General features: G+C 35.7%; 4 protein-coding genes. All 4 read right to left on the bottom strand.

Annotated elements, in window-relative coordinates; translation table 11 throughout:
• Positions 1-40: 40 nt before the first annotated feature.
• A complete protein-coding gene (locus AADJ06_RS12010; RefSeq protein WP_341226697.1) occupies positions 41-550 on the bottom strand; it encodes a hypothetical protein in 510 nt (169 codons plus the stop codon).
• 180 nt (positions 551-730) lie between these two features.
• Entirely contained in the window at positions 731-6,352 is a 5,622-nt protein-coding gene (locus tag AADJ06_RS12005; protein WP_341226696.1) for a T9SS type A sorting domain-containing protein, read from the bottom strand.
• Positions 6,353-6,545: 193 nt separating this feature from the next.
• Entirely contained in the window at positions 6,546-11,720 is a 5,175-nt protein-coding gene (locus AADJ06_RS12000; protein ID WP_341226695.1) for a T9SS type A sorting domain-containing protein, read from the bottom strand.
• Between the two features lie 19 nt (positions 11,721-11,739).
• Positions 11,740-16,887 carry a T9SS type A sorting domain-containing protein gene (locus AADJ06_RS11995; protein ID WP_341226694.1) on the bottom strand — a complete coding sequence of 1,716 codons (5,148 nt, stop codon included), beginning with the start codon at positions 16,885-16,887 and terminating at the stop codon, positions 11,740-11,742.
• Between the last annotated feature and the right edge of the window lie 9 nt (positions 16,888-16,896).

Below are 16,896 nucleotides of genomic sequence, written 5' to 3'. Positions count from 1 at the left end.
CAGTGTTGGTTTTTAGAGCGTAATGTTTTCTAAAAAAAGATTACTTCGTGAATTTGTAGTCTATTGAGATTGCATCTCCTTCACCCTCAATATCTCCTTCTTGATCTATTGAAAGAAAGAAAAACGAAAGTAAGACTAAGTCTTCCTCGTCAGTAGTCTCTTCTTTATTCAAATCAATAGTTGGAGAACTTAGCACTAAACTAGAGCCATCAATTTTAACAAGGTAGGTAATTGACTCGCCATCTACATCTAATTTCACAGTGTTTCCAGAAGTGTCATAGGTGTAACTCCCACCAAAAACATCTCCTTCAAAATCTGTAAAAACAAAAGTCCCATCTGACTTAAACTCGTAAGTCGAGTTTGTGTAATAATTATCTTCTAAAGCCTGAACGGTAACTGGATAAACTTTAGCATCAACAATTAAGTCAATACCAGCATTAGACCATGTTCCCTCTAATCCGGCAGGAGAAACTTCCTCATTGTCATCTTTTGAACATGATGAAAATACAACAGTAAATAAAAAAAGAATTGGGGTAATTTTGCGTAGCATTAAATTTGTTTTTTTTGGAATGAATAATTTTTAAATGTATTAAATTCCTTAGCAAGTATTGCTCCAAAGTATCGAATCATGAATTGTTCCTGTTTTTTTACAAAAATAACTACTAAAATACCTTATATAACTTGATGAGCCTTAGGTTAAAAAATGGTAAAGGCAGAAATTACATTAACATTACCTCTTAATAAGCTTCTTAATAGTTCTAACCCCTTCCAGTTCTAAACTTAATAAATAAGTTCCACTAGCTACTCTGGTCACGTCAATCCTCATTTTCCCATCAGAAAAATCATAACTAAACGGAACAGCCTTTCCTTCCATGGAAGTCAATGTAGGTATTGGGTTTTCTTCAGGGCTATAATCTACAAATATGTAGGAATCGCTTGGGTTTGGGTAAATCTTGATGTTTTCTAGTTGATTAACTTCTGTACCTAAGATGATTAGATTTACCACCGCAGAGCCTTCAAAAACTCCTTCTCCGCACTCATCTGTTAAAGAGCTTATGGTGTACTCTGTTGTTTGAGTTGGGGATACAAAATATTGATACGGGCTTTTGTCAATGTTTAACTCGGTACCGTCTGAAAGAGTTAATTTCCAAGGGCTGGCATCTCCACTAATTTCAATGCTTATATCGGTTGAATCGCCATAAGAGATAGTGGCGGCTCCTGTAAGGCTAGCTGCTGACTCCTCATGCTTTTTGACTTGGATAGTGTCTGAAAATGAAGAACAATTACTTGAACTCAACTGAGCAAAGTAAGCTCCAGCTTCATCAACTCTTAAAAACGAAGAAGCACTTGATAAGGGCACATCATCCTTATACCATTTATAACTTAAGTCTTCGGCGGTTTCAAAACTCAAATCAATTGAACTTCCTTCACAAAAGGTGTCATACTCGAAAAGAATATCAGTTTCAAAGTCTCTTTTGGCAAAAAATTCATTGGAACCGATGCTACAATTTCCCTTTTCGTAAAAGACTCTATAAAAACCCGTTTCTTTAGCCTCGTAAATATTGTTTATACCAGAGTAAACTGTTTCATCATTTCTGAGAAAACGATAATTTAAACCATCCTGTTCTTCAGCGGTAAGCATTACAGAAGCACCTGGACAAAAAATAGAATCTATCAAGTTATAGTAGAGCGAATCAACTATATCTAGGTTTTCTATATGGACCTCATTACTTGCTATCAAACAAGTGTTTCCTTCGAATAACGCGGCATAATTCCCTTCTGTTTCCACCTTAAGGGTATTGGTAGCTAAAAAGGATAATACTTGCTCCTCTTTTAACCATAAATAAAGTTCATTGTCATCATTTAAGTTTTTCAGTTCAACCGACTCTCCATTACATAGGTACTGATTACTTTCTCCTAAGTTTAGATCGGCTGAGTTTCTAAAATTGACAGTCAAACTATTCGAAAATCCTTCACAGCCATTTTGAAGACCTTTTAATTTATAAACACCATTATCTGATGGTTTAAAAGCCATATTTTGAAAACCCAAAGGTACGTCATCCTTATACCACTGGTAATCATTTAGCGTGAAGAACGATTCCGCTAAAGTTAAATAAAAGTCATCTGGAATACATTCTTGGAAAATCCCTTCCGGTAATTTTTGAGAACTAAACTTTATCTCTGGATTTTCGGCTATTTCAACATTAAACACCTTTTTATATAAGCCTTTGTCTTTTACATCATATACCACTTCATAACTAGCAGATTCCACAACTTCCAAGGAGGACTTATTATTCGATAGCAAAACCCCGTTTTTGTACCATAAAATGTTTAAGACTCTATAAAAAGAAAGGTCAATTTCATAAAACGTATCCCCACATAAACTAATATTTGAAGTATCTACCCTTACAAATTCATTATCGTCCAACCTTAAGTTAAAAAGCTTAACTGTATCTGAAATTATAGGACAAACCTTGCCATCGTGGGTTATAACTTCTCCCTTCACAAAATAAGCTCCTCCACTTTGAGGATAAATATCGCCATTAAAGGAGCTTGGGCTAAAACCTCTCCCTAAATAGAGTTGGTCAATATTTTTATACCAATCAATTCTCGAGACTCTACTAAACAAACTATTGTTCAATAAAGCATTGGTATTAAAGTTAATATATCCACTAAGATTGAAACTTACCTTTTCGGACCCAAGCTGTCTTAATTTAGTTTTAATTGTATCAACATAACTAACCTCTAAAGCAGAACTTACTACACGACAATAACCTCTCTTTCCTGTTGCTCTGTAAACTCCTTCTTCTTCAAATGTTTGAACAAGATTCTCGCCTTCAATTAAAGTATTATCCAAATACCATTTGACACCACTGTAAACTGCATTATCATCTTCACTGCCTAATCTTAGTTTAAAAGAAGTTTGCTGACATAACTGGAGAGCTTCTGAATAATCAAAGTAGCTGTTCGACGCTTCACTACTTTTTTCATTATCTATTATTAATTGAGCGGAAATAATTTCAGTTCGCTTAAAATTAAAGGGTTCAGATATTGATTCACAATCCCTTAATTTGGCCTGAACACTATAAACCCCATCTTCTTGCACATTTAGAACGGGATTATTCTCATTGGGTAAAACTAAACTATTTTTACTCCAACTATATTTAACATCAGAAGAGTAATTTGACACCTCCAGTTTACTAATTCCAGAATCACAGCTTGCTTCTTGATCATGTGAAATTATAGGTTTATTTATTCCCCCTAAAAAATCATTGGCGTTAAAGCTTCTAATATTGCCAGCTGCACACGTTTTACTAGAAGCATTAACAGCTATAACATCATACGCTCCTTTATCAGAAGTAGTAAAGGACGAGGAATTTGCCTCTTCTATTAATTCATTATTTTTATACCATTTGAAACTTAAATCTTGGTCCTTAGGTTTAGATAGCACCTCAAATCTAATGGAGTCACAGAACGACTTTTCAAAAGAATCTAAAAACTGATTATACTGGCCTGTAAATCTATATAGCTTGCTTTGATAGGGCTCGACAGAACCATCGGAAACCGATAATTCAAAAAATACTCCCTTTACACTGCTATACTGTTTAAAAAAACTTGGTGGAATGTAAGCTATTCTAGCTGTATCATTACTTACAATTGAGGTCAAGCTATCTTTCCTGTCTCCTGAATACATCCTAACCGTAAAATTTTCACCCGTCGGTAAATTCATATTACTCGTCATAGGGATCTTTATTTCTGTATTTGGACACAAATCACTTTGAGCGAGCTCTTCCAATCTCATAAAATTACTCTCCTGCAGCTTTACTTCGAAGTACTTCTCTGTCCTACATCCATACGATCCAACTGCCATTATTCTATACAAACCTACAGATGTACTGTCAGCAGGTACAGTAATTACAGATTCCGTTGCTGTTAAACTCTTAAAAAATAATGGCCCAACGGCCGATTCTACTTTATTATAATAAAAGAACGAAGGCACCGCCGTAGAATCCGAAAGCGGAGGATATGTAGGGTTAGGAATGATTAGATCCCCCAAAGCAACTTCTAAAACGGGCGGCACATCAAACGTTATAGGGTCTTTTACTTCAATACTGAAATCGCTTTCATATTGGCATCCTGCAGGACTTTCTGACTTAAGTATATAGTAACCATTGTCTTGACTAGTTGCATTAAAAATGACTAAAGAATCTCCGCTTCCAATAACAGCTCCTAAGGGCGAGAACCATTGAATGTTTCTAGCCATGCTCCCTAAAGGTTTTATTGAAACAGTTTCATTTCTACAATAACTGAACGAACTTGGTAAAGATGGACCTATATCTACCGACTCAGTTGGTATATAACACTCATCTACTTTTGCTAGCAAAGAATAACTTCCAGATTTTAGGGCATCAATTGCGGTTTCATCATCATGGTTTAGCTTTTCCCCATCTCTATACCACCTATAACTAACTTCTACATTTGAATCTGAAAGCACTGTTTCCAAATTACTACCAAGACCTCCGGGTAAGCAGGTTTCTGTAAGCCTGATACTCGGCATTTGCTTTAAGCTAATTTTTATTGTGTCAGAAAATTGTATACAATTGCCCGGACCCTCCACTTCTGCCCAATAAAGGCCTGGTTCATTTACTGTTAAATAAGGTAATTTAGTTTCCTTTATAATAACTCCATCCTTTTTCCACTTTTTAAAAAAATCATGGTTTTTTTCAACTAATGCGAGAGAGTAATACTCTCCTGAGCATATTTCAACATCCTTTTCTCCAGCTATTTCCTGTGTATCATTACTTTCAAAAGGAAAAGTAACTTCTTCTGTTTTTCCAATACAACTCTTACTTGGGTCGTCATAATAAATCCTGAATCTGCCATTTCCAGCAATATTGATAGCGTTAGTATTCACTAACTTTCTATCATCATATAAAAGAAAATAATTAGCGTATTTCAGCATGGGGCTTATTGGACTAGAAATACCTATGCCATTACCACAATTTGCACTTTTATCTAAAACAAGTGGTAAGTCAAAGGTGCTAGACTCTTTTAATATAAGCGTATCATAAACAGTGCATGCCCCTTGTGTTAATTTTAAAAAATAGCTCCCACTATTTACTTGCTCACCTGTTTTATACTTGTTCCCTTTATTATCAGTAATGGAATAATCACTATACGCACCAGCCAATGAGAGAACGTAATCTTGATCTGCGTCAAAACAGTCCTCCACTACCTTTTTACCCTGAAAGTTATTAAAATAATAAGAATAGTCTGGTGTAAGCCCAAGCTTTACATTAAATGGTTCACTTTCGCTCACACAACCATCCTCTTTAAGTAGTACAGAGTAATTCCCTTGTTCATTAACTTCAATAGCTTTGCCTGTTTCACCTACTAACTCCTGCCCATTCCGCTTCCATAAATATGACCTTGCATTTGCAAAAAAAGTGCCCCTACTTGATGACAAAAAACCTTTCCCACCATTTTCACAAATTGTCGTTTGTCCTTTTGAAGAAGTGCTTGATTGTACATAAACTGTATTTTGTAAAGCCTGCCTTACTTTTACCTTCTTGCTGGTATATTCACAATCGCCAGAACGTATTTTAAACGAAAAAGACCCTGCAGATGAATTGTTAAACTCCCATGACTTTTCAGATATTAAACTATCATTTTTATACCACCAAATTTCAACATCCTCATCCAAAACCAAGCTAGATTTGTTTATGCCAATGGTAACATAAGAGTTACTGCAAAAAGAAAGAGAATCTGTGCCACCCCAATACGCTGTACTATCATTAATACTTTTTAAATAACCATAAACCTTGTAGGGACAGTCTTCGTTTTCAACAGTAACCAATTCCTTATACTTAGTCTGACAGCCAAACATATCAGTGATGGTTAGAGAATATTCACCTAAATTTTCCTTAGTGAAGTTAGTAACTCTCGGACTCTTTTCGGTACTCTCAAAACCCTCTGGCCCTTCCCATTTAAATGTAGAGGTTGGCGTAGAATAGTTTGAATTTAAATTAATAGTTGCTCCAGAAACGAAATAAGTTAGTCTAGAAAATACAAGTTCTTCGCGTCCTATCTCAACAAAAGTGGTGAACGACAAACCTCCATCTATCACAACTTTATATATTCCTTGGTTATCCTTTGATACGTTAGGAATAATTGGATTTTGGTCATTACTAAAAAAACCATTTGGCCCTATCCATAAATATGAACTACCTCCACTGGCTGCTAGTTTCAAGGTGTCAGCTCCTGAGTTGCATATTGGACTGTTTGAACTTATTGATTGTGAAAAGCTAATTTGGCAAAGCAAAAAAAGGGCAGATAGTAACAGTGTTCTCATTAGAAATATGTGGTTTATAAAAAGAGTATGCAGCAAAGCTATTAAAACGAATATTATGAAATCCCTCTTCTTTCAAAGCGGTCTTCTCTAAATTAAAAACAAATACAATGGAGCATAAAGAAAACTAATAAGAAAAGGCTACAACCTTTTGCCAAAACAATTTTCTTAAGGCAATATGGGAAAGCAAATTGGTTTATCTCTTAATAAGTTTCTTAACTGTTCTCACTCCTTCTAGTTCTAAACTTAATAAATATGTTCCGCCAGTTAAACTGCTCAAATCTATTCTCATTTTTCCATTGGAAAAATCGTAACTGAACGGAACATTCTTTCCATCCATAGAGGTTAAAGTAGGCAAGGGATTTTCTTCTGAACTATACTCAACAAAAATGTAAGTATCAGTCGGGTTTGGGTAAATATTAAGGTTTTCTATGCCATTTATTTCTGTGCCCAAAATTATTAAACTCACCGTAGCGGTTCCCTCAAAAGTACCCGCACCGCATTCATCTGTTAATGCAGTAATGGTATACTCCGTAGTTTGAACAGGGGAAACGTAATACTGATATGGACTGTTTTCAATGCTTAATGCGGAGCCATCTGAAAGAGTGACTTGCCATGGGCCAGAAGAACTTAGTTCAATATTTATTTCTGCGGAGTCTCCCGGAGAAATAGAAGCCAAACCACTAATTAAAGCTTTTGAAGCTTCCTTCTTCTTAATACTTAAGGTGTCAGAAATGGAATTACATTCATTAGAGATAATATTTACAAAATAAGCCCCCTCTTCAGAAACGTTTAATGAAGCTGTGTTCGCTCCTGTCATTTCAACATTGTTTCGGTACCATTGATAACTATTTTCAGGATTGTTTACTGCCATTAATCCAACTGCCTCTCCTTCACAAAAGCCATCTGATTCGGCAAAAACATACACATCTAAAAGGTGTTCTATTAATTTAGGGGCTGATTTTGAAACACAGCCGTTTCTTTTATAAACAATTCGATAAATTCCTTGATCTTTCACTTCAATATTAGGCTTGGAAATGCTTTTAGGTTCAGTACCATTAAATTCCAAGGCATACTCCATCCCTAGTTCCTCTTTACCTATTAATAAAGAGCTCTCATTCGGACATATCAAACTATTGTTTTCAGCCACTTTTATAAAAGTGGAAAGAGTATCAACAAAAACAACCCGCTCCTTAGAAGTTCCAACACAATTTAGGCCCTTTGAAACAACGGAATATGCTCCTGACTCGCTAACTGACAAACTAGGCATTTGATTTATAGCATAAACTTTTGAGTCTTTAAGCCATATATAATCCAAACTCCTGGAATCAATAAATTCTAATTTTGCCTCCTGCCCTAAGCATAGCACTTGTTCTTCTTTTGTCACCCACTCTACTTCTTCATTTCTTTCAAAAAAATTAAATGCGTTAGAAACAGTCTGACAACCCTCCTTTGATAAACTAAGCTTGTACGCTCCAGGTCTGGTAACCCATAATATTTCATCATTACTGATGACGTTATCGTCTATAGACCATTTAACATCGTATCCGCTTTTGGATAATTCATTTGATAAATCTAAACGTAAAAAATTTAATTTATTACGACAAATCTCAATAGTATCGCCCTTTCCCACATTTTCAGGTAATCCACTAATTCTAGTTCCTATTTCGTTTAAATAAACCTCATAGATGTCTGACATTACAGAACAGCCTCCCTTTATATCTACCTGAACTCGATACTCTCCGGCCTCTTTAACCACTATTTGTGACTTATTAGCTTCTATAATTTGGCCATTTCTGAGCCAGGTATAATTAGTTGCCCTTGGTACCTCTAAAGACAATTCGCTTACATCTAAAAATGCACTATCGGAACAAACTGAAATTGTTTTTATTCCATTGAGGCTAATATTCTTTCTAGAATCCTTACTTGACACTGAAACATTGTTTGTCTTAAAGGGGCAGCTCTGCCCAAACTTACTTGTTGTAGTTCCTACGGCATAGTAACTCCCTTCTTCGTCAACGCTTGTATTTAACACACTCAATACGTCTCTTTTTAAGGGCTTATTGTTAAAGAACCAATCAGCAGGCTTAGAGACATCTACATCAAGAATTCCATTCTTTGGATCTATATATAAACTAACATTAGTCCTGCAGGCTCCGACATTATAAAGGTTTTGGATAATTGACAGGTTTTGCCTTACGGTATCCGTAAAATAGTATGAACTTTTATTCGTAATATATTGGCAATTGCCATATTCAACAATTGCAAAATACTCTCCGTCCTCGGTGATTGAAATTTCATTAGATTTGAATTCTTCCTGAAGCTTTCCATCTTTAAACCACATTGTCCTTCTGCCAGACAAACGGCTTCCTACATCATGTTTAAGAATGAATTCCTGATTTTTACACAGTGGATAAGGCTCACCCAGATCCTCAGAAATTGGAATTGAAAGACCAAGACCAAAAGCAGTTTCTTTTGTAGCGATATCTGCAATAACTACCTCGTCAGAAATACCTTCGCAAGACCCCGATTTTACAGAAACAATATACTTCCCTGGTTCCACCCGTGACAGATATCCAGAATTAGCACCTTCTATAATTTCGCCATCTCTTTTCCAACTATATTCTGCATCTTCATAAAAATCTGCAAACAAAGTAGGTTTTTCTCCAAAGCAATGGTTTGAAGGAGGCTCAAACACGGTAGGTTTATTTATCTTTCCTATTTCAACGTCTATTTCGGCAGCAGATAATGGACACCTATTACTTCCACTATTAACACCGAACTCCGCCACACGGTATTCTCCCGACTCCTTAGCTGTGATTTCGTATAAACCTTTCTCCTCAAAAGGTTTACCATTAAAATACCATTGGATCTCACTCCCACGATAATTTGCAGAAGAAAGATGCATGGAATCACAAAACACAACTTTACCGATCGAGCCCACAATACCCTCGGCTAATTCAAATGTGCCGCTCGTATGAAACACATTCTTAAAATTTGCTGACTCTATTTTAACATAGATTTTTTTCCCGTAAAAGGACTTTGGCAAGTGCCCAAAATCCAAGACATCGTCATAAGTCTCAGCCAAAACAGTGTCTCCTTGAAAAGAAAAAGCATCTTTCCTTGTAAATATTAAGCCACGAATGAGAGAATTTCTTGAAAAGCTTGGCCCCTTTTTTATAACTTTTAACTTTACAGCCTTCCCATAACAAAAGTCAAGCATAGACATACCTTCATAATAAACAGTATCTAATAACGAAGAATCCTCTACCTTCAAATAGGTCTTCTTTTCTACGGGGCAGCCATATTGACCTGAAGCTCCAATTACATATTCACCTTCAGAATCACTGGTTAAATTGCCTATAAAAAGACCATCTGTATCTTCTATATCATTCCCGTTTTGGGAGACTAAAGCAAAGTTATTAGGGGTTTCTGTACTATCAGTAAGAATTCCGTAAGTGGGCTTAAACGTAAAATCATACCCCGTATAACCAACAGTGGTATCAGACAGAGAAAAAGAAACGTCATCCTTAATCTTTAAAGAAATAGGACTTTCAAAAAAACAACCCCCTTCCTGTTGCCTAACAAAATGCGACCCGACCAAAGTCTCAATTATATCATTATCAATTAGCTGTTTTGAAGAGTTAAATAAGTCAACATCTCCATATAGTCGTTCTGTCTTTGAGTCAAGTAAAACAGAATCACCTTTGCAATACTCTAATTCATACGCTATAGAAGCTCCAATTGGAAGAGCATTCGTTTTGTAAGTACATTTTCCTACTGTATGCTCCACTACATATGTGCCCGGAACATCTACATGGAATGAATTAGCAGGAGACGACATATTTACAAATTCTCTAGAATTAACAAACCATTTAACTTCTCCTTTTAATTCAACCTCTGCTTCTAAACTAATTAGCTTTGAGTTACTTAAACTATCGCAGCTGTGAGTTAATTGAATTTTTGGATTATCTAAAACCTTTATATTAACTACGTTTGAACCCCTGCTACAGCCACCCTCTGAAAGAATCAGTTGATAACTTCCAGACTCTTCTGCCACATAAGAATAATTAGTTCCGTTTTCTATTGTTTCGCCATCTTTCATCCATTGATAAGCCCCAGAAAAAGATTGTCGGTTTTCATGGGACATTAGAAAACCCTGTTGCGAACATATTTCTACATTATTCTCTTTACTAATTCGAATAGGATAACCAAAGTCATCTTCATTCAAAACTATTCTATCCGACTCTCCAATACAGCTATTTTTTCTACTTTTAAAATGCAATTGATAAACCCCAGCTTCCTTAGGAGTATGAAAAGGGCTGTATGATGACGAGACTCTTTCGTCGTTTCTTGTCCAATAAAAATCACCATCATTAAGTATATACCAATGGGATGAAGAAAGGGAAGGATATACCCCTTCACATAAAGAATGAACTACTTTATGCGATGATAAATCATAGCTGTTTGATTGTACCACTTTAAGAGTGTCCAGAACGCGACAAGAACCCTGGTAAAAATCTAATGTATAAATCCCTGGAGAATCGGTCAATATAAAATCACCATAGAGAGATACTCCATCTTTTTTCACAAACAAGCCTCCCTCTCCTTCTTTTACTATTGGAATATTTGAGCCTTCTTCAAAATCACACACAGTAATTTGCTTTTTCCCTTCTAAGGTGGCAAAATCAAACCTATAACTTGGCTTTACACCTTTTTCTACAAATTTTTTACTAGATAAGCCAAGACAGCCATCCACCTCAATTTTTAGCTGGTAGGCTCCCTCTTCTCTGGCAGTATATCTTAGTGCATTTGCTCCTATTATCTCTTCTTCATTACGAAACCAGCTAAATTCAGCCTGTGAGCCGCCAAGTCCAGATTGAACTCCAGAAATACTAGCATACCCTCCTATATCGCAAATCGTTATTTCATCTTGACTATTCGATAAAAAAGAGGATACATTTAAAGTTTCTCTCTCATCTATTTCAATGGGCGGACTAACATATTCACAATTACCATTAAAAACCTTTGCGTAAAACCTTCCTTCTCCTGTGACAACTATAGAGTCGACATTGCTAAAAATTATATGTTCTGCCTTATACCAATTTATGCTATCATATTTTGGTATATCAATTTCAAGCTTTAAAACAGCACTGGAACCTTTACAGAGGGCAAAAACTCCCGACTCTTCAAACGTCTTACTATAATTAGGCGTAATTGCCTCTAGCTTCAATACAGCACTACAGTCCAAAACAGACTCCTCCAAACCTAAAACAGCCTCTCTATCTGCATTAGGCCTATCCAAAAATTCAGTAGCGTGTAACTGACTGGAATATATCAATGCAATTACTAAATAACAAAGTCCTTTCATTTCGAAATGGTCTATTTATTTACCTCTTAATAAGTTTCTTAATAGTTCTAACGCCTTCCTGCTCTAGACTTAACAAATAGGTTCCACTAGCTACTCTGCTCACGTCAATCCGCATTTTTCCATTAGAAAAATCATAACTAAACGGAACAGTCTTTCCTTCCATGGAAGTCATTCTAGGAATTGGGTTTTCTTCAGAGCTATAATCTACAAATATGTAGGAATCACTTGGGTTTGGGTAAATCTTGATATTTTCTAGTTCATTAACTTCTGTACCTAAGATGATTAGATTCACCACCGCAGAGCCTTCAAAAACTCCTTCTCCGCACTCATCTGTTAAAGAGCTTATGGTGTACTCTGTTGTTTGAGTTGGGGATACAAAATATTGATACGGGCTTTTGTCAATGTTTAACTCGGTACCGTCTGAAAGAGTTAATTTCCAAGGGCTGGCATCTCCACTAATTTCAATCGCGATTTCGGAAGAGTCGCCATAAGCAATCGTTGATGTTCCAGTAATTTTAGCTATTGACTCTTCGTGGTTTTTGACTTGAATAGTGTCTGAAAGAGCAATACATTCCCCTTCTGATATCTGTATAGCATAATTACCCGTCTCAGAAACATTTATTCTGTACGAGCTATTACTCAACAGAGCCCCATCAAGATACCACAAAATATTCGATGCGGTACTGTCTAACAAACCTATAGAAACCACTTCATTTTCACATATTGTTTCCGTGGATTTTAGAAGAGCAACGTTTACTATGTTTTTAATTACTAGTGAATCAGAGAGCGTTTTACAATTCTTAATTCTCCTTTCCAATTGAAAGGTACCGCCTTCCGTAATTAAAAAGTCTGGTGAATTTGATACTTTAAAAACGTCGCCATTTCTTATTAAAGTGTAGGTTAAGTCTCTTGACTCCTTACCTCCGAGTGATACAATACTCCCTGGGCAGATTAAATTATCAATGGCCGAACTAGATATATCTGATGTAACGGAAGCCTTAAATATATGTAATGGCTCTGAATGATAATAACATCCATTCTCCTCTATTATCGCTTCATATTTTCCTGTGCCATTTGTTTCTTCCGAAAAAGTAAATGCTTTTTCGCCTGTAGCTCTGTCATCTATTATCCAAAAGTAATTATTAAGACTATCAGTATTGGGTTCTATTTCTAACACCATGTCATTGCAAATATATAGCGTGTCTTCACCAAAGAGATCTCTACTTTTAGCTCCCTGTAAGGCCACTTGCACAGCATTGCTTTTCCCACTGCAGCCTTCATTTGCATACCATACTTCATAAAGCCCCTTTTCTTGCACAACCAAACCAATCGAAGTTTCATTTTCGATAATGAGTCCATCTTTGTACCAATTATAGCTTTCAAAGCCTGTTGGGGCAAATAATTCAAAATTGCCAAAATCTGTTTCACAAAGGTTTAAACTTTGCTCTATAGAGTTTCCTTGTTTAGATACTATTGAGCCATTAAAATTGACATTATAAATATCGCTACTCTGTTCTACTCCTTCTTTTGTTTTCACTAAGGCCCAATACTCTCCAGACTGCTCCACGACTAAAGATTCTCCTTTTTCTAGCTCTAATAAGACCGAATCTTTAAACCAAGCAAACTCCAAGCCTCTGGGTACATTTGCATTAATAACAAGCGTTTCTTGACAAGTATTTATACTTAGCTTTTCCACTTCCTTTAGCGTAGATAGTGGAATTTCAAGCTCTTGGCTTTGAATTATGCATTCCTCCTGAGACGTACTAAACATTGTGCCATTGGCATAGTAGGACCCACTCTCTGATGTAATAATAGAAGAAACAAAAAAATTGGGATCTGGATCACCCAAAACCTCCTCTCCGTTCAAATACCATTTCATATTAGTTAAACCATTAAATAAGGGTATGCTGGTATTGTTAGGGTAAAAGACCAACTGACCTACATTATCAACTCCATCTAGTATATAGCTAAAAGCATAAAGCTCGGTGCTCAGCGTATCTATATACACTACGTTCACCTTATTACTAACATAAATACAATTACCTAAAGTCCCTTTAAAGGAAAACTCCCCTTCCTCAGTAAAGGTCTTGCTGCTTTCCTTTAAACTAGAAAAAATACTATCATTCTTAAACCAAGTAATATCATCAAATCTAAGATTAGTATTAACATTTAAATCGAAAGAGGTATTTCTACAGACCTCTATCGTAGGGTTATCTTTTAATTCGAATTTAGAAAAGGCATCAGATGAAAGATACTGCCTCTTTACATATTTATCTTTTAACTCAAATCCATCTGATTTTATGGCACAGTTCTCATTGAACAACTCTATCTTATATATTCCTTTCTCCCGAACGCTTAAGGTTCTAAGTGTGTCACCCACCAATTTCTCATCATTATAGTACCATTGATATTTCATTTTAGTGTTTGAAGGGAAAGCGGCATATAAGGTGGTTGAATCTAAATAGCAAGTGGCATAATGGCTGTCTAGAATGAGAGGCTTGTTTATACCCACCGTCACCTTTTCCTTTTTAGTGCGACTCTGACAGCTTCCTTGACTATTTGAATCACCCAAATCATAACTTGCTTCATAAACTCCAGAAGTCATTACTTTAATTCTGTTTGATTTCAGATCTGGAATTAGTTGATTATCTCTAAACCACCGAATATTTGAGATATTAGAATATGGTAAGGATAATATAGATGAATCACAACTAGCTGTAATAATATTCATCGGACTATACACTGGTGTTAAAACCCTAATATCTTTAGAATAATAGACAACATTATCACTCCCCTTAAGAGACAACTTTACCTTTATTTGACTTATCCAGCTTATATCATCAAAAAAGAAAGTTAATGTGTCTCCAAAGGTTTCGGCGGTTAGTACTTCATTATTCTCGGGATTTGAAACTTCCCCATATACTAATTTTCCAATAAGATTACTTGACCTTTTTATTGGAACTTTAAACCCGTTATAAAAACAGGTATTTTGTAATTCTTCTTCACTAATACTTAAAGCTCCGCAATTCAAATCACTGGAAACATTTAAGACTATTGTTTTTGAGGAAGTACACCCAAACCTGCCGTAACCTCTTACTTCATAAAGCCCTGAACTATTAGAATCAATAAGCATAGGGTTATCTATACCCTCTTTGCCAGCTAATGTTATTTTAGATATGTAAAAATAATCTAATGTTTCAGTAGAGTCTGTTAATGGATTGGATTCTGGTGCAAAATACACACTTGAGCCAAGGCAGGCGTTAATCTCATTATCAATGCTAAAACTTACATAATCCTTTACATCAATTTGCAATTCGTCTACGACCGTACAGCCATCGATACTTTCGCCGTGTAATTTATAAATGCCAGAATCTTTACGCCTAACAAAATCATTCCCAAAGACCGTTTCTCTAATTGTTTCACCATTTGGCATCTCCCAAGACTCGAAAGAGTAACCATCCCCTGTAGTAAATACGCTAGGCTCTAAATAAAGGGAATCACCTCTGCAAAGAGAAGTAACAAACGATTTATTAAATTGAGCTCCTATAAAGACATTATTTGATTGAATTATTTTACCTTCAAACTCTACCTGAGCTTTATAGCTTCCAGGTTTAGATATATTAATTGTTGTACCAGCTTCGTTCGGCATTACGGCGTCATCCTTAAGCCATTCTAAACCCAAAATGCTGCCACCTGAAACAGAAACACTTAAACTTGTACGATTATTAGAAACATCACATCTTGTGGACACTTCTAGCTTAGGAGTTTCAAAAACACTCAAGACTACAGTATCTGAATACAAAATGCACTCGTCACGAGAGCCGTCAAACTGTTCAACCCAATATTTCCCAGGCTCATTAACCGCTAATTCATCTCTAATAGTTTTTCCAATAACAACCCCATCTCTTTTCCATATTAAAGTATCGCTAATCAGTCTTGGACTATCTTCTAAATAAAGCGTGTAGTAAGAACCCTTTTCAATTCTAACTTTTGAAGACCCTTGAAATTTATATTTTTGCATTAGATCAGAGCCATCATAAAAATATGGCTTTGACATACCTAAGCAAGAGCTTGTGTTATCCTTGTAAAAAAGCTGATATTTAGCAGGATAATTATTTGGGTCAGCTAAGGAACTACCATTGTAGATAATTTCCCTGGAGGCATTTTTTACTTTATAAAAAAAATCATCCCTGTTTAACGGAAGTGGAGTACCGTCTCTGAAATGGTTAGTTAGAGAAGTGCACGACGAACTTAATCTATATCTATAAGAATTTAAGACAAGGTCTGCTGTATCAGCAACAACAACTTTAAGTGTATCACGAATTAAACACTCTCCTTGTAAAGCTTCCATGTAGTAAGTTCCCTCTTTAATATCTCTGGCCAATAAAATACTCGGAAAACTTTCTCCTTTTTCATTTTCCACAAACCTCCGAATGCTAGTATTCTGAGAAAAAAAAGAAGTTGAGCTCAATGAGCCTAAATTACAGATTCGCAGTGTTCTTAAACTATCCGGGAAACCGTTAAACTTAAAGGTATAATCAGGAGTTTTACTAACCTCCACACTATAAGGGGGTGACTTAACCACGCATCCATCAAAATCAGAAGTAACATGATAATTACCTTTTTCTGTCACTTTTAGAGACATTCCGTTAGCTCCGTCAATTGCCTCATCATTTTTGTACCATTGGTGTACTAGGCTATCTGCACCAAACACATTAAAAGAATTTAAATACAAATATCCGAAACCCATTCTGTCGCAGATGGTCAAGGAACCTTTCTTATAGGCCGAATAAATACTCTTCTCAAAGGTTTCTATATAGTTTAATCTGATCGCAAAACTTTTTATTGAACAGCTAGGAAATAAAATTTCTACCACATAACTCCCTCCCTCAGTAGTTTTAATAGAGGATTGAGTTTCATTCAACAATGTATCATTCTTATACCATTTAAAGCTTGCATTTTCCAAAGAAATAGAACTAGTATCTATACTAAAAGTTACCTCTTTCCCTATGCACTCACTGAAAGTACCATAGTTTTGACTATGTAATTTAGACGTTTTGTTTTTATGACTGACGTGTGTCCAAAAGGACTTTGGGCATTCTTGAGAAAGCCCTATTTGGCTTATGAATAAAAATAACGTTAGAAGAGCACTTTGTTTTCTAAACATAACTTACAA

Origin of the sequence: uncultured Arcticibacterium sp., from assembly GCF_964021845.1 — a bacterium.
GTDB lineage: Bacteria > Bacteroidota > Bacteroidia > Cytophagales > Spirosomataceae > Arcticibacterium.
Note: the sequence above shows the minus strand (reverse complement) of the source record. Positions and strands in the feature narration are given on the sequence as shown.